The sequence below is a fragment of the Palleronia marisminoris genome, assembly GCF_900172315.1.
GTDB classification, from domain to species: domain Bacteria; phylum Pseudomonadota; class Alphaproteobacteria; order Rhodobacterales; family Rhodobacteraceae; genus Palleronia; species Palleronia marisminoris.
Genome location: NZ_FWFV01000002.1, coordinates 159028 through 184623, shown reverse-complemented (window position 1 = coordinate 184623; position 25596 = coordinate 159028). Strand labels below are relative to the sequence as shown.

The window sequence follows — 25596 nt, the reverse complement described above, 5'->3', positions numbered from 1 at the left end:
GTACCCTTGGACGCCCGCATCATCACCTACGACGCCACCCGGCCGCGCCTCTCCTGGACCGACACGATGGAGGCGATCCGCGCCGGCCATACCCGCCCCCGCGCACAGATCGGAGACCTGTTCCTCGGCCCTTCGGACGGCACGCTCCTGACGCGGGGCGCCTATGTCGAGGGGCTGGGCTATGGCGTGAAGTCCGTCACCGTGTTCTCGGGCAACGCGGACCGGGGGCTGCCGACGGTGCAGGGGGCGATGTTCGTCTTCTCGCCCGAGGATGGGCACCTCGAGGCCATCGTGGACAGCCGCCTCGTGACCGAGTTCAAGACGGCCGGCGACTCGATCCTCGGCGCGCGCCTGCTGGCTTGCCCCGACCCGGTCGAGCTGCTGATCGTCGGCGGCGGGACGGTCGCGCGCAGCCTTATCCTGGCCTACGGCGCCGCCTTCCCGTCCCTGGAGCGGATCTCGATCTGGTCGCGCCGGCCCGAGCAGGCCGAGGCGCTGGCGGACGAGTTTCCTTCGCATTCCGCCTCGGTCGCGGCAGTGGACGATCTGGCGAGGGCCGCGGGGCATGCCGACATCGTCTCGACCGCGACGATGGCGCGTGAGCCGGTCCTGAGGGGCAAGTGGATCGCGCCCGGCACGCATGTGGACCTGATCGGCGCCTTCAAGCCCGACATGCGCGAGGCCGACGACGCGCTCATTTCGGGCGGGTCGCTGTTCGTCGACAGCCGCGAGACGACCATCGGGCATATCGGCGAACTGAGCATCCCCATCGCGGCCGGCGTCATCACGCCCGAGGACGTGCGGGGCGATTTCCACGACCTCGTGTCGGGGGGTGCGGGGCGCCGCTCGGACGACGAGATCACAGTGTTCAAGAACGGAGGCGGCGCGCATCTGGACCTGATGGTCGCGCGCTACATCGCCTCGGTGGCCTGAGCGGTCAGCTTCCCTCGCGGATCTCGCGCTGGCGCATCGGCATCTTGTCGATCGAGCGGGTGATCTCGCGCACGTCCCAGGGGAACGGCTTGCGCAACGCGACCGAGCCATCCTTGCCGATGACGGTCAGCTGAAAGCCTCGTGGCCGCAGGTTGCGGCGGATGTCGCTCATCGCAGCGGGGTCGGTATCGGTGACGACGACCACGTCGCGGCGGGCGAGTTCCTCGGGACGGTCCGCGATCAGATCCATCTGCTCCTGAAAGGCCGGCATCTGCGGTGCGTCGGCGAAAACCACCACCGGGCGCGCGATCCACAGGAAATCATCGAGGTCGATCTCGGCCGCCTCGAACACGGTGGTTGGATCCTCGCGCCAGCGGGCGACGGCATCGTCGGCCTCCTGCGCGGCGAGGGGGGCGGCCATGAGCGGCAGCAGCGAAAGCAGGGCAGGCAAGAGGATGTGTCTGAACATGACTGGAATGTAGGGGGCCGCGGGCACTTCGCGAAGCCCTATGCGACAGTGGGGCACGATCACAAGCGCGCGGGGTGATTTTCGCATCGGTCCAAGGGGCGGTACCAGTGGGGTTCGGCGTATCGCTGCGCGGCCGCGTTTCCGTTCCGCGATCCGGCTTGACGAGGTCGCACCTGCGCGTGACGGTCCACGGCATGGAATATCTCGACACACGTACCGGGCGGCGCATCGCCTATCATCGCACGACCGGAAAGGGCCCGTGGGTCGTCTTTCTCGGTGGATTCAAGTCCGACATGAACGGCACGAAGGCCGTGCACCTAGAAGGATGGGCCGGCGGCGCCGGCCGGGCCTTCCTACGGTTCGACTATTCCGGCCACGGCCAGTCGTCGGGGGCCTTCGAGGACGGCTCGATCGGGGACTGGGCGCAGGATGCGATCGACGCGATCGAGGCGCTGACCGAGGGGCCGGTGGTGCTGGTGGGCTCTTCCATGGGGGGCTGGGTCTCGCTGCTTGTCGCGCGCGCCATCGACCGGGTGGTGGGGCTTGTCGGCATTGCTGCGGCGCCGGACTTCACCGAGGACAGCATGTGGGCCGGCTTCGACGAGGGTCAGCGGGCCGAGCTGGCCGAGCACGGGCAGGTCAGCCTGCCGTCGGATTACGACGAGCCCTACGTTATCACCCGCCGGCTGATCGAGGACGGGCGGACGCAGCTCGTCCTGCGCGAGCAAGTCGCCCCGTTCGGCCCCGTCCGCCTGTTGCAGGGAACGGAGGACGCCGATGTCAGCCGCGAGACTGCCCTGCGGCTGCTCGACCACCTGGCCGGCGACGTGCGCCTGACCTTCGTCAAAGGGGCCGACCACCGCTTTTCCGACGACGCCTGCCTCGAGCTGATCGAACGGACGGTCGAGGAGGTGCTCGCGTGCGCGTGATCGCGGCGGTCTTCTGCTTCCTCGTCGCAGCGGCCGCGGCCGTGTTCTACTACGCCCCGGGTGCGGTGATGAACCGCCTGCCGTCGCCCGATGCCATCGATATCGGGACAAATGTCTCGCGGCACCTCGAACGGCGCGAGGCGCGGTTCAACGACATCGTCGAGGGCACCGAGAAGCGCGTCGACTGGGCGGGAGAACCGGGCGAACGCACCGCGTGGTCGGTGGTCTACCTGCACGGCTTCTCGGCATCGTCCGAGGAGATCCGCCCGGTGCCGGAACTGGTCGCCGCGGCCCTGGGGGCGAACCTCTTCTACACCCGGTTCCAGGGCCATGGGCGCGACGCCGAGGACATGGCCGCGGGGTCGACCGCCGGATGGGGGCGCGACGTGGCCGAAGCGATCGCCGTGGCCGAACGGATCGGCGACCGGGTTCTGGTGATCTCGACGTCCACGGGCGCGACGCTGGCGGCCATCGCCGCCGCCGACCCGGTCACGATGGGGCGGATCGACGCGCATGTGATGATCTCGCCGAATTTCGGGCTGCGGAACAGGGCGGCGCAGATGCTGACATGGCCCTTCGCGCGCCAGTGGGTGCCCCTGCTCGCCGGCAGGACGCGTGGCTTCGAGCCGATGAACGAGTTGCACGCGCGCTACTGGACCGAGACTTATCCCACCGTCGCCACCATCCCGATGCAGGCCGCGGTGGTGCGGGCGCGTGCGCTGGACCTGTCGGCGGCGGAGGCGCCGCTACTGGTGATCTACTCTGAAGAGGACGAGGTCGTCAGCCCCGCAGCGATCCGGGCCGAGACCGCCGAGTGGGGTGGCCCCGTCACGATGATGGAGATCCCGCCGGGCGAGGGCATCGACCCGATGAACCATGTCCTCGCGGGCGATATCCTCAGCCCCGCCGCGACAGCCGTCGTCGTGGCGCGAATCCTCGACTGGATGGGCAGCATCTGACGCGGAGCGCCGGCTGCGCGCCCCGTTCAGACCGGGGTCGGTCCACTTTCCTCGAGCGTGGAGGTATCGGCCGCCTGACCCGTGCCATTCGCCGGCCTGCGGTTGGCCGGGCGACCCGCATTGTCGTCGATGAAGTCCAGGACCAGCGGCCGGATGTTGTTGCGCCAGGAGCGGCCCGCGAAGATGCCGTAATGCCCCGCGCCCGGCTCGAGATGGGTCTTGGTCTTCGCGGCCGGCAGGTTCGTCAGAAGATCCATCGCCGCGAGGCACTGGCCGGGGGCCGAGATGTCGTCGTTCTCGCCCTCGACGATCATCGTCGCCACCTCCTTGATCTTCGAGATGTCGACGCGCTGTCCCTCGATCTCGAACACGTTGCGGGCGATCTCGCGGTTCTTGAACACCCGCTCGACCGTCGACAGGTAGAACTCGGCCGGCATGTCCATGACGGCGAGGTATTCGTCGTAGAACTTGTTGTGGCGGTCGTGATCGCCGGCCTCGCCCTTGGCAACCTTCATGATCTGGTCGCGGAAGGCGGTGGTATGGGTATCGAGGTTCATCGAGATGAACGACGAAAGCTGCAGCAGCCCCGGATAGACCGAGCGGCCGGCACCGGCATGTTTGAAGCCGACCCGCTGAATCACCAGGTGCTCGAGCTGGCCCATCGTCACGCGGCGGCCGAAATCGGTCACCTCGGTCGCGTTGGCGTCCGGGTCCACCGGACCGCCGATCAGCGTCATCGAGGCGGGCTGGGCTTTCGGCTCGTGCTCGGCCAGCCACGCCACGGCGGCAAGGGCCAGCGGCACCGGCTGGCAGACCGCGACGAGGTTGGTGTCGGGCCCCATCTTGCGCAGGAAATCGACGACGTAGCGGGTGTAATCCTCGACATCGAACTTGCCGGCCGAGACGGGGATGTCGCGCGCGTTGTGCCAGTCGGTGACGTAGACCTCGCAATCGGGCAGCAGCGACGCCACGGTCGAGCGCATGAGCGTGGCATAGTGCCCCGACATGGGCGCCACCATCAGCACCTTGCGCTGGCTTTCGGGGCGGCCCTGGACGCGGAAGCGGATCAGGTCGCCGAAATCACGCTTCTGCACAATCTCGACCTCGACCACGTGATCGCGGCCGTCCTCGCCGACGACCGTGTCGATCCCCCAGTCCGGACGCGCGACCATCCGGTCGAAGCTGCGCTCGGTCACGTCGCCCCACGCGGACAGCATCCGGAACATCGGATTCGGTGCCAGTCCGTGGACGGGATACGACCCGAGGGCCTGAGCTGACGCGCCGAGCCACTGGTTCGTGACGCGCATCGTCTCCATGATATCGTAGGCGAACATGTTGTACATGAAAGGTCCTTCAAAAACGGGCCCACTATTTAAATAGCGATCGGCTCTGCTAGGGTCACACTTGTGGACGACGACGCCCGGACGTTCCGAGCGGCCGCAACAGAGCCTGCTGCTGTGCAGCATTAAAGGACGGGAGGGGGCCATGGCAACGAAGGATCACGAAACAGGTACAAATCTTTCGCAACATTCCGAGGCAATGGCGCGAAACATCGCGCGGCTCGAGGTTCTTTCGGCCCGCCTGGCGACGGTCATGTCGAACAAGCGGCAGGTGCCCAAGTCGCTGCAGGGCCCCGCGCAGGAGCTCTACGCGAAGGCCGGCCTCGCCTACATGCGCGAGATGATGGAGAACCCGGCCAAGATCATGCAGACGCAGATCGACTACTGGGGCAAGACGATGACACACTATGTCGACGCGCAGTCGCGGATGATGCAGGGCGACTTCACCCCGCCGCCCGACGCGACCGGCTCGGACGGGCGGTTCTCGGGCGAGCTCTGGGAGAACCACCCGATGTTCAACTACGTCAAGCAGCAATACCTGATGAATGCCGAGCTTGTGAGCAGTGCGGTCGCCTCGATCGACGGGCTGGCCGAGCGGGACAAGAAGCGGCTGGAGTATTTCAGCCAGCAGATCGTGGACATGATGAGCCCTGCGAATTTCCTCGGCACCAATCCCGAAGCGCTGGCCCGCGCCGTCGAGACCGAGGGGCAGAGCCTCGTCGACGGTCTGGAGAACCTCGTGCGCGACCTCGAGCGCAACAACGGCGAGCTGGTCGTCACGCTTGCCGATCCCGACGCATTCACGGTGGGTGAGGACCTGGCCACCACGCCCGGCAAGGTCGTCCATCGCAACCGCATGTTCGAGCTGATCCAGTACGCGCCGACGACCGAGCAGGTGCACAAGACCCCGCTCGTGATCTTCCCGCCATGGATCAACAAGTTCTATATCCTCGACCTGAAAGAGAAGAACAGCCTGATCCGCTGGATCGTCGAACAGGGCTTCACCCTGTTCGTGGTCAGCTGGAAGAACCCCGGTCCCGACTACGCCGAAGTGGGCATGGACGAGTATGTCGAGGAAGGGTTCCTCGAGGCGATCGGCCAGGTGAAGGAGATCACCGGCGAGAACCAGGTCAATGTCGTCGGCTACTGCATAGCAGGCACCACGCTGGCGATCACGCTGGGGCTGATGTCGAAGCGCGGCGACAAAAGCGTGAAGTCCGCCACCTTCTTCACGACGCTGACGGACTTCTCTGACCAGGGCGATGTGGGCGTTTTCCTCGACGACGATTTCGTGGACGGGATCGAGGAAGAGGTGAAGCGCGCGGGCTACCTCGACAGCTTCTACATGAGCCGCACGTTCTCGTTCCTGCGGTCGAACGACCTGATCTATCGCCCGGCCATCCGCAGCTACATGATGGGCGAGACTCCACCCGCCTTCGACCTGCTGTTCTGGAACGGGGACGGGACGAACCTGCCGCGCGACATGGCGATTGAATACCTCCGCGGGCTCTGCCAGCAGAACCGGCTGGCAATGGACGGGTTCGAGATCCTTGGCGAGACAGTGACACTGCAGGACGTGAAGGTGCCCCTGATCGGCATCGCCTGCGAGACGGACCACATCGCGGCCTGGAAAAGCTCGTATCGTGGGCTTCAGAAGATGGGCTCGCGGTCCAAGACGTTCCTTCTGTCGGAGTCCGGGCATATCGCGGGCATCGTCAATCCGCCCTCGAAGAAGAAGTATGGCCACTACACGAATGGCGATTGGAACGGTTCTCCCGAGGACTGGCAGACGGCTGCCGAGTTCCACTCCGGTACGTGGTGGATGCGGTGGGGCGAGTGGCTGGCAAAGCGGTCGGGGCGCAAGGTCGAGGCGCGGAACCCGGAAGAGGGGCTTTGCGATGCCCCGGGAACCTACGTGGTCGAGAAGCCTCTCACCTGAACTGGGCGCTGCTGCACGCGCGAAAGTCGTGCGGCGCCTTTTGTTGCGCCAGTCGAAGATTCCGGGACATGTATGCGATGGATCAGGCCGGATCGCCGGGGTTACCCAACGGAACTTTTTTTGCCGCAGCGCAGAAAACGGGCTTGTAATGCCGCAGCGCGGCACAATATGAGTATCACACAAGACAAGAGAGGGCGATGCACCGCCCCGCCCGCACACACACAGCCCGACACACCGAATTGGAGCGATTGAATTATGGCGACCAAGACCAACACCGACTACACCAAGATGATGCAAGAGATGATGTCCTCGATGCCGACCGACATGTCGGCCTTCCAGGACGCGTTCAAGTCCTACGCCAGCTTCGGCGAGAAGATGTCCCGCGTCACGCTCGAAGCCGCCGAGAAGTCGCACGAGATTTCGTCCAAGTGGACCCAGGACACGCTCAAGCGCATGAACGCCGCCGTCGTCGTCCGTGAAGAGCCCGCCGATTACGGCAAGGCCATGACCGATTTCGCGTCGGCCCAGGCCGAAGTGACCGCCGAGACCATGGCCCAATTCGCCGAAGTCGCGAAGAAGGTCCAGATGGAGACGGTCGAGCTGATGCTCGCCGCCGGCAAGGACGTCTCGGAGGACCTGACCGCCGCCGCGAAGAAGGCCACTGGCGACGCCACCTCGGCCGCCAAGCGCTCGACCGCCGCCGCGAAGTAAGGCTACGAAAAATACGTCGTCCGACCATCGGCGACGTGAGAAAGGGCGGACCTCGGTCCGCCCTTTCTTTTTGCGATTCATGCGCCTAGGCTCGACTCGAGACACAAGGCGCATGGGGGGCAATGCCATGCCGGAAGAGCAAAAGCCGCTTCTGATCAAGCGATACGCGAGCCGCAGGCTCTACAACACCGAGACCAGCGACTACGTGACGCTCGAGGATATCGCGGGGTTCATTCGCGAGGGTCGCGACGTCAACGTCATCGACCTCAAGTCCGGGGACGACCTGACCCGTCAGTACCTTCTGCAGATCGTCGCCGAACATGAATCGAAGGGCGAAAGCGTCCTGCCAATCGAGGTGCTGACCGATCTCGTTCGATCCTACACGACGCAGGCGAACTCGGTCGTTCCGCAATTCCTCAAGATGTCCTTCGACATGCTGCGCAAGGGCCAAGCGAACATGCTGGGACCGATGGCCGTCATGCCCGGCTTCGGTGCCGTGCAGAAGCAGCAAGAGGCGTTCCTGAAGGCGATGACCGGCGGTTGGACGGGTGCTGCAGGCTCGACCGGACCCGAATCCGGCCAGACCGTCCCCGTGGAAGAGGTGCGCGAGAAGGAGGAGGAACTCGATGAGATCCGCCGCCAGCTCGCCGAGATGCAGGCCGTCCTGAAGAAAATGAACGGTTAGTCGGGCCCGAACATCCGTCCGCGCTCGGCTACCGCGACGAGGGCGAAGGAGGCGACCGACAACACGAGAAAGCCGCTCAGCAGCGGCACGAGGGTGCCGTCGTAGAAATAGGCCACTGCCGCGCCCAGGATGCCGCCTCCCAGGGTCTGCGCGGTGCCGAGCACGGCCGAGGCCACGCCGGCGACGGCCCCCATCGGCTGCATGGCAAGCGCGTTGAGGTTCGGCGGGACGAAGCCGAAGCAGCACATCATCAGGATGAACATGCCCATGAAGAGGGGAAACGGGGTCACGCCGCCATAGGCGATCGCGAGTCCCAGGTGGGCGGCGGCGATGATGATGAACGCCACCAGGGCGGTCTGCGACAGGCGCCGAACGCCGAAGTGCCGGGTCAGGCGCGAATTCGCGAAGCTCGACGCGGCCATGAACGCGGCGACCAGCGAGAAATACAGGGTGAAGCTGTCACCCAGGCCATATGTGCGCGTGTAGATCTGTTCGGCCTGGTTGATGAAGGCGAACAGGACCCCGAAGAACGCGGCCATGGCAGCGGTATAGCCGGCGGCAATGCGGTTCGACACGACGATGCGGAACGCCTCTGCCACGCGCTTTCCGGTCAGCGGCCGACGATCCGCGGGATCGAGGGTCTCGGGCAGCCGGATCGACGTCCAGACCAGCGCTGCTACGCCGATCAGCGCCATCACGATGCCCAACTCGTGCCAGGCGCCGAAGGCGAGGACCAGCGCCCCGATATTGGGGGCGACGATGGGCATGATCATGAAGACCATCATCACCAGCGACATGACACTCGCCATTCGTGCGCCGTCGAAGCGGTCCCGCACGAGCGCCATCGCCACCACGCGGGTTGCGGCGGCGCCGATGCCCTGCACCAGGCGCATCGCAAGCAGCGCGCCGAAGGTGGGCGCCCAGATGGCGCCAAAGGCACCGGCGATGTAGATCAGAAGCCCGACCAGGAGGATCGACTTGCGGCCGAACCTGTCGACCAGCGGTCCGTACACGATCTGCGCGGCACCGAAGCCCAAGACGTAGGAAGTGATGACGAACTGGTGCGCGTTGGAGTCGGTGACGTCGTAGCTGTCGCCGATCGTCGTCAGCGCGGGGATCAGGATGTCGATGGCAGCCGCGTTCAGCGCCATCAGAAACGCGATCATGCCGACGAATTCGACATAGGACAGGGCCGGGCCCGCCGGTGTCTCGGAGTTGCTGGCGACGGTCATCGCGGATCCTTCTCGGATGGGAGGCTTCCCCTTCACCCATTTCGCCCCTGCGTCAATGGCATGGCGGTCATGTGAGCCATGCGCCTGGTGCAACGCTCAGACGTTGATGAGAAGGTGCTCCCGCTCCCACGGAGAGATGGCCTGCAGATATTCGTCGTATTCCGTGCGTTTGACGACTGAATAGACCTTCGCGAATTCGGGACTCAGCAAGTCGTGCAGCGCATGTGCGCTATCGAACAGCTCCAGTGCATCGAACAGGCCGCGCGGCACGCCCTGGTCGCTGTCATAAGCGTCACCGTTGCATTCCTCGCGCGGCTCGCGCTGCTCATCCATTCCGAGGAGGCCGCAGGCCAGGGACGCGGCGATCCCGAGATAGGGGTTGCAGTCCATCCCCGCGATGCGGTTCTCGATCCGGCGCGCCTGTGGTTCCGCGATCGGGATGCGCAGGCCGGCCGTCCGGTTGTCGCGCCCCCATTCCAGGTTCACGGGCGCGGCGAATTCCTTAACGTAGCGGCGGTAGCTGTTGACGTAAGGTGCAAGTAGCGCCGTCACCGAGGGCAGGTGGTGCTGCAACCCGCCGATGAAGTGGCGGAAGGCGTCGGTCTCTTCGTCGTTCGGCCCCGAGAAGATGTTCCGCCCGTCCGCGTCGATGATCGAGTGGTGGATATGCATGGACGAGCCGGGCTCGTTCTCGATCGGCTTGGCCATGAAGGTCGCGAAGCAATTGTGGCGCAGCGCGGCCTCGCGGATCAGGCGCTTGAAGAAGAAGATCTCGTCGGCCAGCTTCACCGGCGAGCCGTGGCGCAGGTTGATCTCGAGCTGCCCGGCGCCGCCTTCCTGGGTGATGCCGTCGATCTCGAATCCTTGGGCCTCGGCGAAGTCGTAGATGTCGTCGATCACGCCGCCATATTCGTCCACCGCGGACAGCGAGTACGCCTGCCGCGCCGCCGCCGCACGGCCCGTGCGGCCGATCATCGGTTCGATCGCATGGCCGGGATCGGTATTGCGGGCGACGAGGTAGAACTCCATCTCGGGCGCCACGACAGGGGTCAAGCCACGCGCCTCATAGGCCGCCACGACGCGCTTCAGCACGTTGCGTGGGGCTGCGGGGACGGGACCGCCTTCCTGCAACTCCATGTCGTGGATCACCTGCAGCGTCCGGTCGGCGGTCCAGGGCGCGGCCGTGGCTGTGGAGTAATCCGGCGTCAGGATCATGTCGGGCTCGGTCGCGTCCTCGGGGACGGGGACGGTGGCCCAGCCACCGGTGATCGTTTGGTGGAAGATCGTCCGGGGCAGGAAGAACCGCGACTGCCGGGCGAACTTGCCCGCAGGCATCGCCTTGCCGCGGGCGATCCCCGGCAGGTCCGAGACCATGCACTCGATCTCTTCCGGGCGCTTGCCGTTCAGGTACAGGCGCGCTGCCTCGGGGGCCTGGTCCAGCCAGTCGGTCATCGGGCATTGTCCCGGAAGAAGGTGGCGAGGCGCGCGCCGGTCATGGCGTTGTCGGTCGGCTGGGGCAGGGTGGCCTCGGCCTCGGCGAGTAGGGGCTCGGGCACGGTGCCACGGCCCACCTGGTCCATCAGGCCGGCGATGAAGCCCGCGTCGAACTCGGGATGCGGTTGAATCGTCAGGGTTTTCCCGCAGGACAGCCCGGCATGGGTGGTGAAGTCGTTGGTCATGATCGTCTCGAACCCCTCTGGCGGGCGGATCACCTGGTCCTGGTGCCAGGCGTTCAGGTGAACGATCTCGCCCTGCCAGTCATAGGCGCGCCGCCCTACCGACCAGCCGCCGGCGAACTTCTCGACCTGGCCGCCCAGGGCCTGAGCCACGACCTGGTGGCCGAAGCAGATACCGACCAGCGGCCGCCGCCCGTGAATGTCACGGATCAGCGCCTCCAGCGGCTCGATCCAGTCATGCCCCTCGTAGGCGCCGTGACGCGAGCCGGACACCAGCCAGCCGTCGCAAAGCTCGGGGTCGTCTGGCACGTCACCCTCGAAGACGCGGAACACGCTCCAGTCGAAACCGGGTCCGACAAGCTGTGCATAAAGCTGTGGATAATCCCCGTGCTGCTTGGCGAGGGGCTCCAAGATCGCGCCGCATTGGAGAAGGCCGATGCGCATGGCTCAATCGCCCTCGAACGAACAGAGCGACTCGACCCTGAGGCCCATCTCTTCCAGCCGCTTGCGGCCGCCCAAGTCTGGCAGGTCGATGATAAAGGCGCAGCCGACGATCCTGGCGCCCAGCCGCTCGCACAGCTTCACCCCCGCACCGGCGGTGCCGCCGGTGGCCAACAGGTCATCTACCAGAAGCACGCGCTCGCCCGGCGTGAAGGCGTTGTCGTGGACCTCCATCGTGGCCTCGCCGTATTCCAGCAGGTACTCCTCGCTGATCGTGGCGCCGGGCAGCTTTCCCTTCTTGCGGATCGGCACGAAGCCCACGTTCAGCTGGTGCGCGATGGCGCCGCCCATGATGAAGCCGCGCGATTCCAGCGCCGCCACCTTGTCGAACCGCTGATCGGCGAAGGGGTCCAGCAGCTGGTCGATGCAGATGCGGAACCCCCGCGGATCGGCGAACAGGGTCGTCACGTCCCGGAACATGATGCCGGGCTTCGGAAAATCGGGGATCGTCCGGATATAGTCGCGGACGGTCTTCTTCTGGCTCATCGGGCTCTCCGGGCGGCATGGTCCGGAGGCGGACCTAGCGCATGGTCCGACCCGCGCCAAGCACTCAGGTGCCCAGCACCCGCCCCGCCACCGAGTCGAGCTTCGCGACGAGGGCGGGATCGCGCTGGTCGGGCGCGGTCATGATCGCATGCTCCAGCGCGCGGTCGCAGCCACGGGGGCAATCCGGGTGCGCGCCCTCCAGCGCCGAGGCCAGGCCCCGAACCAGTGCGCGCGCCTTGTCGGCGTTGCCCTGCAGGGTTGCGATGATGTCGGTGATGTCGACCGAGCCGTGCTCGGGGTGCCAGCTGTCGTAATCGGTGATCATGGCGACCGCTGCGTAGCAAAGCTCGGCCTCGCGCGCGAGCTTGGCTTCGGGCATGTTCGTCATGCCGATCACGTCGCAGTTCCAGACGTCCCGGTAGAGCTTGGATTCCGCCGCGGTCGAGAATTGCGGCCCCTCCATGCACAGGTAGGTGCCGCCGTCATGCAGGGTGATATCCTCCGAGGCCGAGGCTTTCACCGCGTCCCGCAGGCGCTCGCAGACCGGGTGCGCGACCGAGACATGGGCGACGCACCCGGTGCCGAAGAACGACTTTTCCCGCGCGAAGGTCCGGTCGATGAACTGGTCGACCAGCACGAAATCGCCGGGCGCCATCTCTTCGCGGAACGACCCGCAGGCCGAGATCGCGATGACGTCCGTCACCCCCAGCCGCTTTAGCGCGTCGATATTGGCGCGGTAGGGAACCGTGGTCGGCGAATGGATGTGCCCTCGGCCGTGGCGGGGCAGGAACGCCATCTCGGTCTGGCCGAGCCGGCCGGTCAGGATCTTGTCCGACGGGTCGCCCCACGGAGTCTCGATCTGCTGCCAGCGCGGGTCTTCCAACCCGTCCATGTCGTAGATGCCCGATCCGCCGATGATCGCGATTCTGCTCATATGCGCCCCCTGTCCGGTTGCGGCGGAGCATGGCGTTGCTTCGTCCGAAGGAAAAGGGGCGATCGCGGCGCCTCAGATGGACACGCAGATCTTGCCGAAATGCGCGCCGGACTCCTCGTGGCGGAAGGCGTCGGCGAGTTCGGCTAGCGCGAAGGTGCGGTCGATCGCGGGGCGGATGCCGGTGACCTCCATTCCGCGGACCATGTCGCGCTGCATGGCGTGCGAGCCGACGATGAGCCCCTGCAGGCGCTGATGCTTTGCCATCATCGCGGCGGTCGGAATCTCTCCGGACCGGCCGGTCAGCACCCCGATCAGCGCCATGTGGCCGCCGATCCGGCAAGCCTGGATGGACTGAGCCAGCGTCGCGGGGCCGCCAACCTCGATCACGTGATCGACGCCGCCGCCCGACAGGCGCGCGATTTCGGCGCCCCAGTTCTCGGTCGTCCTGTAGTTGACGGTGGCCGTGGCGCCCAGCTCCTCGAGGCGGGCGCGCTTGTCGTCAGAGGACGAGGTCGCGAAGACCCGGGCGCCCATGGCGCGGGCGATCTGCAGCGCGTAGATCGACACGCCGCCGGTGCCCAGCACCAGCACGTCGTCGCCCGCCTTCAGCCCGCCATCCACGACGAGCGCACGCCACGCGGTCAGCCCGGCGGTGGTGATCGTGGCGGCTTCCTGGTGCGACCAGCCCTCGGGCGCCTTGGTGAAGTAGCGCGCCGGGCGGGTGACGTATTCGCGGGCGTAGCCGTCGACGCCGTCGCCCGGCGTGGTCGAGAAATCCGCGATGGGTGGTGGGCCATCGGCCCAGTCGGGGAAGAAGGTCGACACCACGTGGTCCCCGACCGCGAAGGGGGCGCCGTCGCCCGCGGCCTCGACCTCTCCGGCGCCGTCGGCCATGGGGATGCGGCCGTCCTCGGTCGGCATGATCCCCGCTGCGATCCCGTAATCGTGGAAGTTCAGGGACGAGGCGCGCAGGCGGACGCGGATCTCGCCCGGCCCGGGATCGGGCGCGTCGGGGATGTCGGTGTGGGTCAGGTGGTCGAGGCCGCCGGGGGCGACGCAGCGTATCGCTTTCATGGGGTCTCCGTTTTGCTCTGTCACAGCGGCGTCATGGGTGGCACCGTAGAAAGCGGCCCCGCGTGAAAGGAGTTCCACGATGACCATCCGACTGTCCCGCCGTTCCTTCCTTGCCGCCTCGGGCGCGGCTGCCGCGCTGCACCCGTTCTCGGTCCGGGCGCAGGCGAACCAGGCGCATCTGCGACTGATGGAAACCACGGACATACACGTCCATGTCTGGCCCTACGACTACTACGCGGACGAGGCCATCGACACCGCGGGCCTTGCGCGCACCGCCGCCCTGATCGAGGGCGTCCGGTCCGAGGCGACGAACGCGCTGCTGCTGGACAACGGTGACTTCCTGCAGGGCAACCCGATGGGCGACTGGGTCGCCTACGAGCGCGGGATGGAAGACGGCCAGATGCACCCGGTCATCGAGGCGATGAATACGCTGGGCTACGACGCCGCGACGCTGGGCAACCACGAGTTCAACTACGGCCTGCCGTTCCTTCTGTCGGCCGTCGCGGGCGCGAACTTCCCCGTCGTCACGGCGAACGTCGCCACGCAGCTGGGCGACACCCCCACCGATGACGAGACGCTGGTGCCGCCTTACGTCATCCTCGATACGGTGGTCACGGACGGTGCGGGCGAGACGCACCCTGTCCGCGTCGGGCTCATCGGCTTCGTGCCGCCGCAGATCCTGCAGTGGGACCGCAGCCACCTCGACGGCAAGGTCGAGGTCCGCGACATCGTCGAGACCGCCGAGGCATACGTCCCCCAGATGAAGGCCGAGGGCGCCGACATCATCGTGGCGATGGCCCATACCGGCATCGGCGCGGCCGAGTACGAGCCGATGATGGAAAACGCTGCGATCCCGCTCGCGGCGGTCGAGGGGATCGACGTGATCCTGACCGGCCACCACCACCGCGTCTTCCCCGGCCCTGACTACGAGGGCACCGAGGGCGTCGATGCCGAAGCCGGCACGATCCAGGGCAAGCCGGCGGTCATGGCGGGCTTCTGGGGCTCGCATATGGGTCTGATCGACCTGATGCTGGAACGGACGGATGCCGGCTGGACCATCGCCGGCGCCGAGGTCGAGGCGCGCCCGATCTACCTGCGCGGCGAGGATCGCTCGGTCGAGCCGACGGTGGAAAGCGTCCAGCCGGTGCTCGACGCGACCGAGGACGACCACCAGGCGACGCTCGACTACGTGCGCCGCGCGGTGGGCAAGACGGACGCGCCGCTCCACAGCTACTTCGCACTGGTCGCGGATGACCCGTCGGTGCAGATCGTATCGAACGCGCAGACCTGGTATATCGAGCAGATGCTGGCCGGCACCGAGCACGAGGGCCTGCCGATCCTTTCGGCCGCAGCGCCCTTCAAGGCCGGCGGCCGGGGCGGGCCGGACTACTACACCGACGTCGAACCCGGCGATATCGCCATCAAGAACGTGGCCGACCTGTATCTCTACCCGAACACGGTTCGCGCGGTGAAGATCGACGGCGCGACGGTGCGCGAATGGCTCGAGCGCAGCGCGGGGATGTTCAACCAGGTCACGCCGGGCGAGCAGGACCAGCAGCTTCTGAATCCCGACTTCCCGTCCTACAATTTCGACGTGATCGACGGGGTGGAATACCAGATCGACCTCAGCGAGCCCTCGAAATACGGGAGCGAGGGCGAGGTGGTGAACCCGGACGCCAACCGCATCAAGAACCTCACCTTCGAGGGCGCGCCGATCGACGAGGACCAGGAATTCATCGTCGCGACGAACAACTACCGCGCGGGCGGCGGCGGCAGCTTCCCCGGCGCCGACGGCTCGACCACCATCTTCGAGGCGCCCGACACCAACCGCGACGTGATCGTGCGCTACATCGTCGAGCAGGGGACGGTCTCGCCCTCGGCCGACGCCAACTGGACCTTCGCGCCGCTCGAGGGGACGACGGTGCTGTTCGACACCGGCCCCCTGGGCGTGCGCTATGCCGACCAGGTCGAGGGCGTGACCATCGAGCCGATGGGCGAGGCCCAGGAGGGCTTCTTCCGCTACCGCATCGCGCTGTGACCATGGCCGGGGGCCTTGCGCCCCCGGACCTCCGAGAGTGTTTTCGGCAGGATGAAGATGGGGCGGGGCCGCGATGTCGGTCCCGCCCTTTGGTCATTCGCCCGGTCGGGGCATCGAGAACAGCTCGGTCACCTTGGCGAAGTCGCGGTAGCCGAGGCGCGAGACCGGGTTGAACGACAGCACGTCGAAGCGGCCGTCCTTCAGCGCGTCCTCGTGGATGTGGATGCCGGTGACGGTGCCGATCACCAGGAAGTTGCTCTGCCCCTCGAGCGCGATGATCCGGGTCATCCGGCATTCCAGGTTGGCCGGCGCGTCGGCGACGCGGGGGCAGGCGATGGTCTCGCATTGCGCCTTGGTCAGGCCGGTATGGGCGAACTCGTCCGTTTCGCGCCCCCAGGGACCCGAGCTTTCGTTCATCGCCTCCTTCAGCGCGTCCGAGACCACGTTGCAGCAGAACGCCCCCGTCTCGCGGATATTGGCGACGGTGTCCTTCGTGTCGCCGCGGTCGGGCTTGGCCGAAGTGGACGCGAACACGACTTGCGGCGGCGTGTAGGCGACCGCGTTGAAGAAGGAATAGGGGGCGAGGTTCTCGGATCCGTCCGCGCCCCGGGTCGATATCCAGCCGATGGGGCGGGGGGCGACGATGGCACTGAACGGGTTGTGGGGCAGGCCGTGGCCATCCTCGGGGCGGTAGAACATCAGGGCTCCTTTGGTTTGCCGGGAACGTAGCGTCGTGCTACGCGCCGCGCCAGTCTTTGGGGGAATGCGCGCGATGCTCTCTGTCGAGCGGCCGGACGATTGGTGGGAGGTCGAAGCCCTCTACGACCTGAGCTTCGCGCCCGGGCGCGAGCTTCTGTCCTCGTATCGGCTGAGGGACGGGGTAAAGCCCGTGAAGCCCCTGTGCCTCGTCGCGCGTGACGAGGCCGGAATAGTGGGCGGCGCGATCCGCTATTGGCCGGTGAGGGCCGGCGGCGCGCCGACGCTTCTGCTGGGGCCCGTGGCGGTGCACCCGACGCGGCAGGGCGAGGGGCTGGGCGCGCTGCTCATCCAGTCGAGCCTTGGCCGTGCGGCGGGTCTGGGTCATGCGCGGGTGATGCTGGTGGGGGACGCGCCCTATTACGGGCGCTTCGGCTTCGAACGGCTGGACGGTGTCGAGATGCCGCCGCCGACGAATCCCGACCGCGTCCTGGGGCTCGATCTGGTGCCCGACGCCTGGGTCGGAATATCCGGTCCCGTGACGTCTTGGAAAGACGCGGCGCAAGCCACATCTATGCGAGCATGACAACGACACCTGCCGAATACGACGAGATTTCGCCCGAGATGTCCGCCGAGCTGGACCGGCTCGCCAAGCGCTTCCGCACCGCCGACGGCGTGGGGATGCAGGTCCTCAGCATGATCGGCGGCCAGACCGACGACCTGCTGGGCCGGCTACCGATGGGAGTGCGACAGGGGCTCGACCGGGCGACGCGCCGCGCGCTGGAAACCGCGTTCGACGCCGCGCAGTTCTCGCGCGGGCGGGTCGCGGACCGGCCCGACTGGCTGAACACCGTGGCCGCGACGGCCATGGGCGCTGTCGGCGGTGCCGGAGGCCTGTCCACCGCGCTGGCTGAACTGCCGGTGACGACGACGGTGCTTCTGCGCGCCATCCAGGGGATCGCGGACGAGCTGGGATTCGACGTGACCGACCCGGTGGTGCGGGCGCAATGCATGCAGGTTTTCGCTGCCGCGGGGCCGCTATCGCGCGACGACGGGACCGACATGGCCTTCCTGACGACGCGCATCGCCCTATCGGGTCCGGCGGTCCACGGGGTGATCGCGCGGGTCGCGCCGCGGCTGGCGACGGTCATGGGCCAGAAGCTGGCCGCGCAGGCGGTGCCGGTGATCGGGGCCGCGGCGGGTGCGGCGACGAACTACGCCTTCACCAGCTACTACCAGGAGATGGCGCGCGTCTATTTCGGCCTCCGCGCTCTGGCTCGCGATGGCGGGGTCGAGGTCGAGACGCTGCTGCGCGAGTTCCGGCTGAGGGCCGAGCCCCCGCGCGAGATCAGCCTCTAGCCGGCGTTCGGGCGCGGATCAGGCGTCCGCTTGGAAGTCGAGCGTGACGATCGTGCCGGACTCGGAACTGGTGACGTTCAGATCGCCCTTCATATGCGTGACCATCGCGCGCACGATGCTGCCGCCGGCGCCGGATTCCCGCTTGTTGCCGCGGGTGTCCAGCGTTCCGTCTGCCTCCTTCGCCTCGATCGTGCGGTTCCTGAGGCTGGGCGCGTTGTCGGGCCAGGTCGAGCCATCGGGCAGGCCGATCCCGTCATCCTCTACACGCAGGCGCACATGGTCGCCCTCCATCCGGGTCAGGGTCACCTGGACGAGCCCCGAGTCGCGGCCCTTGAAGGCGTGCTCGAAGGCGTTGGTGATGAACTCGGTCAGGATCATGCCAAGCCGGGCGCCGGTCTCGACGCTCAACTCGACCTCGTCGCAGAGCACGTTCAACCGGATGGCCGTGCGGCCTTCCAGCCCGCCGATCGTGTTGGCGACCCGGCTGAGATATGCGCCCCCCGCCAACGTCTGCGCGCCACCCATCACCGCACCATGGGGCGACAGCTCTTCGTAGAGCAGCGCGAGGCTCTGGATGCGGTGGCTGAGCGCCTCGAAGGATTCCTTGGTCACCTCGCGTCGCGAGTGCAGCCGGACGAGGCTGACGACCATGGCGAGGTGGTTCTTCACCCGGTGCTGCAACTCGCGCAGCATCTGCCGGCTCTCGTCATCGATCGCCGCGGCATTGCCCGTCTCGGGGTGGTCGATCTCGGTCAGGATGCCGAGGAACACCCGGACGTCGCCCATGTCGTCGCGCACGGGGGTCACGACGAGGCGGTTCCAGAAGGTCGAGCCATCGGCCTTGCGGTTCAGGATGTCGACGCTCACATCCCGCTCGGCCGCGATCGCCTCGCCCAGTTCGCGAACCGTGTCGGGATCGGTGTCGTCGCATTGCAGGAAGCGGCAATTGCGGCCGATGACGACATCCGAGGGGTACAGCGTGAGCTTCTCGAAGGCGCCGTTGACGAAAACCAGCGGATTGTCCGGAAGATGCGGGTCGCTCAACACCATCGAGGTGGGAAAGCTCCCGATACTGGCCTCGAGAGTGTCTTCCGAAAAGGATTTGTCAGGCATGATGCTTTACTGAAATTGCCCTGAGAAGGTCGCCGCTTTGCGCAGGAAATGCAAGGGACGCCCGCGCGATCAGTTCCCTCGGGTCAGCGTGTCGGTCAGCCAGGCGTTCAGGGGATCGCGGACGCTCTGATCGCCACGGGCGCGGGCGGCCGCGATGACGTCATGCGCCTCGGCCAGATCGACGCGGCGGATCAGGTGCTTGACCGGCCCGATCGAGGCGGGGCGCATCGACAGCGCCCGCAGCCCGATTGCCGCCAGCGCCAGCGCCTCCAGCGGGCGCCCCGCATCCTCGCCGCAGAAGCTGACGGGAACGTCGGCCTCTGCGCAGCGGTCCACGATCATCTGCACGATGTTCAGGAAGCTGACGTTCAGGGTGTCGTAGCGGCGGCGGACACGCTCGTTCTCGCGGTCGGCGGCGAAGAAGAACTGCTTGAGGTCGTTGCCGCCTATCGAGATGAAATCGGTCTCGGCATAGAAGGCGGCCGAGGCGAAGGCCATCGAGGGCGTCTCGACCATGGCACCCACGCGGACCTTGCTTGGCAGGGTGTGGCCCAGGCTCTGCTCGTGGGCGATCTCGCGGTCGAGCATGTCGCGCGCGGTGCGAAATTCGTCGAGCTGCGCGATGAAGGGGAACATCACGTGCAGCGGCCGACCTGCCGAGGCGCGGATCAGGGCCTGGAGCTGCATCCGCATGATGCCGGGGCGGTCGAGCCCGACGCGGATCGCGCGCCAGCCGAGGGCCGGGTTCGGCTCTTCCACGCGCTTCATGTAGGGCAGGACCTTGTCAGACCCGATGTCGAGCGTGCGGAATACCACCGGCCTTCCCTTGGCCGCGTCCATCACGCGCGCATAGAGCCGGGCGAGGTCGCCGCGCTTGGGGACGCTGCGGTTGGCGAGGAACTGCAATTCGGTGCGAAAGAGGCCGACTCCGTCGGCGCCGGATCCCTCGAGCGAGGGCAGGTCGGCCATCAGGCCCGCATTCATCGACAAGGCGATCGTCGTGCCGCAGAGCGCCTGCGCCGGCTGGCCGCGCAGGTCGGCATACCGCTCCTGCGCCTTGGCCTGCATGGCGATCTTGTCCCGAAAGGCCGAGACGATGTTGTCTTCCGGGCGCAGGTGGACGATGCCCTGCTCGCCATCGACAAGGATCTGGTCGCCGTTCAGCGCCTCGGTGGTGATGTCTCGCGTGTGGATCACCAGCGGAATGGCAAGCGCGCGGGCGACGATGGCGGCATGTGACCCGACCGAGCCCCCTTCGAGCACGATCCCCTTGAGTGACCGGCCATAGTCCAGCAGGTCGCCCGGCCCGATGTCGCGCGCGATGAGGATCGGGTCGGGCGGCATCTCGGCGCCGGTCTCGGTGCCCTGGCCGGTCAGGATGCGCAGAAGCCGGCGGGACAGGTCGTCGAGGTCGTGCATCCGCTCGCTGATATAGGCGTCGTTGGCCGATTGCAGGCGGGTGCGGGCGGCCGATTGTTCTTTCTCGACGGCCGCCTCGGCCGACAGGCCGCGGTCGATATCCTCGCTCATGCGACGCAGCCAGCCGCGGGAATGGGCGAACATGCGATAGGTTTTCAGGACGTCGTGCTGGTCCTTGTCGGCGAATTTCGCGTGGTCCAGCATGTCGTCCACGCTGACCTGCAGTTTCTCGATCGCGGCGGTCAGGCGCTCTTTTTCCGCCTCGGAATCCTCGGCCACGGGGTTGGTGACCACGACGCGGGGCTCGTGCAGCCAGACATGACCCTCGGCCGTGCCTTCCTGCCCGACGAGGCCGCGGAACAGGACCGGGTGCTGGTGCCGCGCCGAAAGGGCGGCGCCTTCGTCCACGAAGGCGCCCAGCTCGGTCATCTCGGCCAGCACCATGGCAACGACTTCGAGCGCGTAGACCTCGTCGTCGGTATAGGTGCGCGCGTCCTTCGACTGGACCACGAGGACGCCCAGCTTCTCGCCCAGCCGCTGGATCGGGATGCCGAGGAAGCTGGAATAGATCTCCTCGCCCGTCTCGGGCATGTAGCGGAAGCCCTTGGTGGCGGGCGCGTCGGCGGCGTTGATGTTGCGCCCCAGCCGGGCCACACGGCCGACCAGGCCCTCGCCCAGGCGCATCCGCGTCTGGTGGACGGCTTCGGGCTTCAGCCCCTCGGTGGCGCAGAGTTCCAGCGTGTCGGCGTCGCGGAACAGGTAGATCGAGCATACCTCGGTCCGAATCGATTCCGCGATGATCGAGGTGATATGGTCGAGCCGCTCCTGCCCCTCGCTTTCCTCGGCGAGGGTGTCGCGCAGGCGCTTGAGCAGCTTGCGGCTTTCGGATTCACTGCTCTGCTGCGTCATTGTCGCAGGTCCATCCCTCTGCCGCCCTTTTTTGAGCTTGTGCCTTTGTATAGGCCACCGTCCCGCCCGGCGAAAGAACATTGCCCCGGATCGCCTTGCGGTTGCGTCCTTGCCCGCTACGCGGTCGGCACCGGACTGTCGCGGATCAAGCCACGGCATCGATTTCTGGAACCCCGATCGCCGCGGGCGGACATCGCCCGGCGGCGCAACTTCGTTTCGAGACGCCTGCGCTACCGCCGCTTACCGCGCCTTCTCCAGCTCGAACGCGTCATGCAGCGCCTGAACAGCGAGCTCCATGTACTTGCGGTCGATCAGGACCGAGATCTTGATCTCGGAGGTGGTGATGACGCGGATGTTGATGCCCTCGTTCTGCAGAGCCTTGAACATCTTCGCGGCGACTCCGGCATGGGATCGCATCCCGATGCCGACGACCGACACTTTCGAGACGTTGTCATCCACGACGAGCTCGCCGTATTCGAAGTTTCCGGCCTCGTGGGCGGCCTCGATTGCCTGCTTCGCGCGCGCGACCTCGCTGACGGGGCACGAGAAGGTCATGTCCGTCTTGCCACCTTCCGAGATGTTCTGGACGATCATGTCCACGTTCACCCCGGCCTCGGACAGCGGGCCGAAGATCGCCGCGGCGATGCCGGGGCGATCCTCGACGCCCAGCAGGGTCATCTTGGCTTCGTCGCGGGAATAGGCGACGCCGTTCACGACATTGGATTCCATGATCTCGTCCTCCGCGCAGACCAGCGTGCCCGCGGTCTCATCATATTCCTCGAAGCTCGACAGCACACGCAGTTTCACGCCGTAGCGCATCGCCAGCTCGACCGAGCGGGTCTGAAGCACCTTCGCCCCGAGCGAGGCCAGCTCCAGCATCTCTTCGAAGGCGATGCGGTCCAGCTTGCGGGCCTTGGCGGTGATGCGCGGATCGGTCGTGTAGACCCCGTCGACGTCGGTGTAGATGTCGCAGCGCACTGCCTCGAATGCCGCGGCGAAGGCGACGGCGGTGGTGTCCGATCCGCCGCGGCCCAGCGTGGTGATGCGGCCTTCGGGACTGATCCCCTGGAAGCCGGCGATGACCGCGACCTTCATGCCCTCGCCGAACTTCTCGTCGAGGTTCTTCGTGGGGATATCCTCGATCCGCGCGGCGCCGTGGGCGCCGTTGGTCTTCAAGGGCACCTGCCAGCCCTGCCAGGACCGCGCGGGAATATCCATCTCCTGCAGGGTCAGGGCCATGAGGCCTGCGGTCACGTTCTCGCCCGACGACACGACCGCGTCGTATTCGCGCGCGTCGTACATGGGCGAGATCTGATCCACCCAGCCGACAAGCTCGTTCGTCTTGCCGGCCATGGCCGAGACGATGACGATCACGTCGTGCCCATTCGCCACCTCGCGCGCCACGCGCTTGGCGGCCCGCTTGATGCGGTCCGGTGTGGCGACCGAGGTGCCGCCGAATTTCATCACGAGACGCGACACGGTCCGCCCCTCCATATGGTCCGCGCGCCTCATAGGAAGAGGGGGGGGCGGGTGCAAGGGAAGGTTTCCGTCGCGACCGCCGACAAAGCGGTCGTCCGAGTGCGGAACAGTCGAAGAAGCCGGACGATCGGCAGCGTTCAGGACCCTGATGGTCCTCAGCAGTCCGGTCGCCGATCGAGTACGAGGGTCTCGGCGGCGGCGGTCCCATCGGCGCGGCATTGCGACAGCAGGGGGCGCGGACCGCGCAGGGTGATCCGGTTCCGCCCGCCATGGATCTGTCCTTCGACGGGGAAGGTCACGTCGGCCCCGGGGCAATCCGGGCTGACCGAACGGACCGTTCCGGAAAGATCTCCGTCCGCCTCGCGGCCACGGAAAAGCAGGTCGCCTGCCTCTACCCCGAGGTCCGACAGAGCCGCCGGCGGCCCTTCGTAACGCAGCACCCGCTCGGGCCCTTCGAGCGAAAGGCGCAACGTCGCGCCGTCCATCTTCCAGCAGCTTTCCTCGGCCGACACGGGGGTGGCGAACGCGCCGAGAAGGATCGAAAGCATGGCGAGGCCACGCAAGGCGGCGGGACGGTTCGGGAAAATTCGATCGGTCATGCGGGTGTCGCCTCGGGATGCGGCGCCGCCACGGGTAGTGCGATGGCGGCGGGTGGCGTACGTGAGGGTGGGTACGGTATCGCTTTTCCCGAGGAAAGCGCTTAGCACCTGAGAATGCAACAGAGCCTCGCTTTTCATGCCCGCGATGCCGTGGCGAGAAGGCGGGTGCCTGAACAATCCCGCTCAAGGGGCCCACATGGTTCAGAATGATACCGAAGCATCCGACCCGACCCGCGCCCTCATGCGCGGCACCAACCAGACCGGCGTGCGCGCGCATAACGAGCGTCTCGTGCTGTCGATCCTGCGCCGCGACGGGCCGCTTGCGAAGGCCGAGATCGCGCGCCTGACCGGGCTGTCGGCGCAGACCGTGTCGGTCATCATGCGGGCCCTCGAAGAGGACGGAATGCTGCTGCGCGAGGCCCCGCGCCGCGGCAAGGTCGGGCAGCCCTCGGTGCCGATGCGGCTCAACCCCGACGCCGCGTTCTTCCACGGCGCTTCTGTCGGGCGACGCTGGATCGAGCACGTGCTCGTGGACATGACGGGGTCCATTCGCGCGAGTGACCGGCAAATCTACGACCAACCCGAGTTCGACGCCGTTCTGGACGCGGTGCTCGCGTCGGTCGATGCGTTGGAAGATGGATTGGACGCGGTCCAGCGAAGCCGGGTTCAGGGGCTGGGGGTAGCGATGCCCGCGCGCATCTGCCACTGGGCGGACGAGACGGGCGTCCCGCACGAGCAGCTATCGGCGTGGGGCGAGAGGGATTTCGTCGCCGAACTGGGCGAACGGTGCCGCTACAGGGTGCAGTCGATCAACGATTCAGCGGCGGGTGGCGCGGCCGAACTGGTCTTCGGCGCGCGGGGCGAGGTCCCTCATACGTTTCTACACGTCTTCATCGGCTATTTCGTCGGCGGCGGTCTGGTTATCGACAACCACGTGTTCACCGGTCCGACGGGAAATGCCGGTGCCGTCGGAGCGATCCCGATCGCCCAGCCGGATGGCAGCACTCGCCTGCTATACGACCTGGCGTCGCTGCACGGGCTGGGTCGCCGCATCGTCGATGCGGGAAAGGAACTCGAGCCTCTGCTGACACTGCCGCTCGATTGGTCGAGCGTCGAGGCAGAGGTCGAGGACTGGCTGGCCCAGGCCGTGCCGGCCCTGTCCCAGGCGGTGGTGACGGCAGTGTCGCTGACCGACGTGCGGGCGGTACGGATCGACGGTTATCTTCCCGCCTCCATCCGCGCCCGATTGGTCCGGGGCGTGGCAGAGCACGTCGCCAAAGCCGATTTCGCGGGTCTCGGACACCCCGAGATTCGCGAAGGCACCGTGGGTCCCGTTGCCCGGGCGATCGGCGCGGCCTCGCTTCCGCTGGCCGCGCGGTTTCTCGTCTGAGCGCGCCTGCGCCCGTCCTACCGACGCCGGTCGCGGCGCGAGGACATGGGTTGGAAGGCGACGCCGACATGCGCCTCGCAATAGGGTTTGCCGGACTGAACGGGCAGGCCGCAGAACCAGAAGTTCTCGCTTGCGGGGTCACCGATCGGCCATTTGCAGGTGCGCTCGGTCAGTTCCATCAGGGTCAGCCGCTTCGAGCTCTTCTCGACCTCGCGCACGGTTTCCAGGGCCTCTGCGCTGATCTCGTTCGCCGAGGGCTGCGGGGGCAGGGGCTGACCGGCGGGCACGATCTGGCGGCGCGCGGGGATCGGCGCGTCCTGCTCGTCCTCGTCATCTGCGTCGTCGGTTTCGACGGCGGGCGCCGCCTCGACAGGCTCGGCGCGCGGCGCGGGCTCGGCCGGTTCGGCCACCACGGGTTCGACCGGGGCGGAGGGCTCGAGCACGGGGGCCTCGACCTCGCCGGCCTGGTTGCGGTTCGACAGGCCCAGCCGGTGCACCTTGCCGATCACCGCGTTGCGAGTGACGCCGCCCAGCTCCTTGGCGATCTGGCTGGCCGACTGGCCTTCGTTCCACATCTTCTTGAGAAGCTCGACGCGTTCGTCGGTCCAGGACATGTCGCTTACCTCGGTCGGAGAAAAGCGGCCCCTTGCGGCCGCTTGAGAAATTCGTTGAACGCCTATTCTAGTCATCCGTCACGGCCATAACAACCCGAGCAGGAGCCGCCCC

General features: G+C 66.9%; 24 protein-coding genes. 10 read left to right on the top strand and 14 right to left on the bottom strand.

What is annotated here, in order from left to right; all coding sequences use genetic code 11:
- Window positions 1–6: 6 nt before the first annotated feature.
- Window positions 7–933 (top strand): ornithine cyclodeaminase family protein, encoded by a 927-nt coding sequence (locus tag PAM7066_RS04535; protein ID WP_090928748.1) that lies wholly within the window; start codon window positions 7–9, stop codon window positions 931–933.
- A 4-nt stretch (window positions 934–937) separates the two neighbouring features.
- Here the strand turns inward: PAM7066_RS04535 and PAM7066_RS04530 are convergent, their stop codons facing one another.
- A complete protein-coding gene (locus PAM7066_RS04530) occupies window positions 938–1402 on the bottom strand; it encodes a DUF4174 domain-containing protein (protein WP_085852956.1) in 465 nt (154 codons plus the stop codon).
- A gap of 194 nt (window positions 1403–1596) precedes the next feature.
- Between PAM7066_RS04530 and PAM7066_RS04525 the strand changes: the two genes are divergently transcribed.
- Both PAM7066_RS04525 and PAM7066_RS04520 read left to right on the top strand, forming a co-directional pair.
- Window positions 1597–2331 carry an alpha/beta fold hydrolase gene (locus PAM7066_RS04525; RefSeq protein WP_085852955.1) on the top strand — a complete coding sequence of 245 codons (735 nt, stop codon included), beginning with the start codon at window positions 1597–1599 and terminating at the stop codon, window positions 2329–2331.
- Window positions 2322–3290: an alpha/beta hydrolase gene (locus PAM7066_RS04520; RefSeq protein WP_085852954.1), complete on the top strand. Its 969-nt coding sequence runs from the start codon at window positions 2322–2324 to the stop codon at window positions 3288–3290. The genes PAM7066_RS04525 and PAM7066_RS04520 overlap by 10 nt, the downstream gene beginning before the upstream one ends.
- A 26-nt stretch (window positions 3291–3316) precedes the next feature.
- Here the strand turns inward: PAM7066_RS04520 and phaZ are convergent, their stop codons facing one another.
- Entirely contained in the window at window positions 3317–4633 is a 1317-nt protein-coding gene (gene phaZ, locus PAM7066_RS04515; protein WP_085852953.1) for a polyhydroxyalkanoate depolymerase, read from the bottom strand.
- Between the two features lie 142 nt (window positions 4634–4775).
- Between phaZ and PAM7066_RS04510 the strand changes: the two genes are divergently transcribed.
- The 3 genes from PAM7066_RS04510 to phaR all read left to right on the top strand — a co-directional run bounded on the left by PAM7066_RS04510 (window position 4776) and on the right by phaR (window position 7965).
- Window positions 4776–6569 (top strand): PHA/PHB synthase family protein, encoded by a 1794-nt coding sequence (locus PAM7066_RS04510; RefSeq protein ID WP_085852952.1) that lies wholly within the window; start codon window positions 4776–4778, stop codon window positions 6567–6569.
- Window positions 6570–6824: 255 nt separating this feature from the next.
- Window positions 6825–7280, top strand: a complete 456-nt coding sequence (locus PAM7066_RS04505) for a Phasin (RefSeq protein ID WP_085852951.1) — start codon at window positions 6825–6827, stop codon at window positions 7278–7280.
- A 127-nt stretch (window positions 7281–7407) separates the two neighbouring features.
- The gene (phaR, locus tag PAM7066_RS04500) at window positions 7408–7965 is read left to right on the top strand and encodes a polyhydroxyalkanoate synthesis repressor PhaR (RefSeq protein ID WP_085853284.1); all 558 of its coding nucleotides are present in this window, start codon (window positions 7408–7410) and stop codon (window positions 7963–7965) included.
- Here phaR and PAM7066_RS04495 read toward each other — a convergent pair.
- The 6 genes from PAM7066_RS04495 to PAM7066_RS04470 form a co-directional block, all read right to left on the bottom strand.
- A complete protein-coding gene (locus PAM7066_RS04495; protein WP_085852950.1) occupies window positions 7962–9197 on the bottom strand; it encodes a multidrug effflux MFS transporter in 1236 nt (411 codons plus the stop codon). The two genes, phaR and PAM7066_RS04495, sit on opposite strands and share 4 nt — an antisense overlap.
- Window positions 9198–9293: 96 nt before the next feature.
- Window positions 9294–10649 (bottom strand): glutamine synthetase family protein, encoded by a 1356-nt coding sequence (locus PAM7066_RS04490; RefSeq protein WP_085852949.1) that lies wholly within the window; start codon window positions 10647–10649, stop codon window positions 9294–9296.
- On the bottom strand, window positions 10646–11317 hold the full coding sequence (locus PAM7066_RS04485) for a type 1 glutamine amidotransferase (RefSeq protein ID WP_085852948.1): 672 nt from the start codon (window positions 11315–11317) through the stop codon (window positions 10646–10648). Before PAM7066_RS04485 ends, PAM7066_RS04490 begins: the two co-directional genes overlap by 4 nt.
- A 3-nt stretch (window positions 11318–11320) precedes the next feature.
- A complete protein-coding gene (locus tag PAM7066_RS04480) occupies window positions 11321–11860 on the bottom strand; it encodes an adenine phosphoribosyltransferase (protein ID WP_085852947.1) in 540 nt (179 codons plus the stop codon).
- 64 nt (window positions 11861–11924) lie between these two features.
- Complete coding sequence (locus PAM7066_RS04475) at window positions 11925–12794, bottom strand: S-methyl-5'-thioadenosine phosphorylase (RefSeq protein ID WP_085852946.1); 870 nt, start codon at window positions 12792–12794, stop codon at window positions 11925–11927.
- A 72-nt stretch (window positions 12795–12866) separates the two neighbouring features.
- Window positions 12867–13868 (bottom strand): zinc-dependent alcohol dehydrogenase family protein, encoded by a 1002-nt coding sequence (locus tag PAM7066_RS04470; protein ID WP_085852945.1) that lies wholly within the window; start codon window positions 13866–13868, stop codon window positions 12867–12869.
- Between the two features lie 79 nt (window positions 13869–13947).
- Between PAM7066_RS04470 and PAM7066_RS04465 the strand changes: the two genes are divergently transcribed.
- Entirely contained in the window at window positions 13948–15906 is a 1959-nt protein-coding gene (locus PAM7066_RS04465; protein ID WP_085852944.1) for a bifunctional 2',3'-cyclic-nucleotide 2'-phosphodiesterase/3'-nucleotidase, read from the top strand.
- Between the two features lie 93 nt (window positions 15907–15999).
- On the opposite strand, the gene PAM7066_RS04460 is transcribed toward PAM7066_RS04465, so the two are convergent.
- Window positions 16000–16605, bottom strand: coding sequence for a flavin reductase family protein (locus PAM7066_RS04460; RefSeq protein WP_085852943.1), 606 nt, complete (start codon window positions 16603–16605; stop codon window positions 16000–16002).
- A gap of 73 nt (window positions 16606–16678) precedes the next feature.
- On the opposite strand from PAM7066_RS04460, the gene PAM7066_RS04455 reads away from it, so the two are divergent.
- On the top strand, window positions 16679–17188 hold the full coding sequence (locus tag PAM7066_RS04455; protein ID WP_085853283.1) for a GNAT family N-acetyltransferase: 510 nt from the start codon (window positions 16679–16681) through the stop codon (window positions 17186–17188).
- On the top strand, window positions 17185–17961 hold the full coding sequence (locus PAM7066_RS04450) for an EcsC family protein (RefSeq protein WP_085852942.1): 777 nt from the start codon (window positions 17185–17187) through the stop codon (window positions 17959–17961). The genes PAM7066_RS04455 and PAM7066_RS04450 overlap by 4 nt, the downstream gene beginning before the upstream one ends.
- A gap of 18 nt (window positions 17962–17979) precedes the next feature.
- On the opposite strand, the gene PAM7066_RS04445 is transcribed toward PAM7066_RS04450, so the two are convergent.
- From PAM7066_RS04445 to PAM7066_RS04430, 4 genes are all read right to left on the bottom strand, one after another.
- Window positions 17980–19074, bottom strand: coding sequence for a PAS domain-containing protein (locus tag PAM7066_RS04445; RefSeq protein WP_085852941.1), 1095 nt, complete (start codon window positions 19072–19074; stop codon window positions 17980–17982).
- 69 nt (window positions 19075–19143) lie between these two features.
- Window positions 19144–21402 carry a phosphoenolpyruvate--protein phosphotransferase gene (gene ptsP, locus PAM7066_RS04440; protein ID WP_085852940.1) on the bottom strand — a complete coding sequence of 753 codons (2259 nt, stop codon included), beginning with the start codon at window positions 21400–21402 and terminating at the stop codon, window positions 19144–19146.
- A 240-nt stretch (window positions 21403–21642) separates the two neighbouring features.
- On the bottom strand, window positions 21643–22896 hold the full coding sequence (locus PAM7066_RS04435) for an aspartate kinase (RefSeq protein ID WP_085852939.1): 1254 nt from the start codon (window positions 22894–22896) through the stop codon (window positions 21643–21645).
- A gap of 140 nt (window positions 22897–23036) precedes the next feature.
- A complete protein-coding gene (locus PAM7066_RS04430) occupies window positions 23037–23480 on the bottom strand; it encodes a KH domain-containing protein (RefSeq protein ID WP_085852938.1) in 444 nt (147 codons plus the stop codon).
- Window positions 23481–23676: 196 nt separating this feature from the next.
- Between PAM7066_RS04430 and PAM7066_RS04425 the strand changes: the two genes are divergently transcribed.
- A complete protein-coding gene (locus PAM7066_RS04425; RefSeq protein ID WP_175484572.1) occupies window positions 23677–24870 on the top strand; it encodes an ROK family transcriptional regulator in 1194 nt (397 codons plus the stop codon).
- Between the two features lie 17 nt (window positions 24871–24887).
- Here PAM7066_RS04425 and PAM7066_RS04420 read toward each other — a convergent pair whose 3' ends face one another.
- Window positions 24888–25484, bottom strand: coding sequence for a GcrA family cell cycle regulator (locus PAM7066_RS04420; protein WP_085852936.1), 597 nt, complete (start codon window positions 25482–25484; stop codon window positions 24888–24890).
- Window positions 25485–25596: the final 112 nt, after the last annotated feature.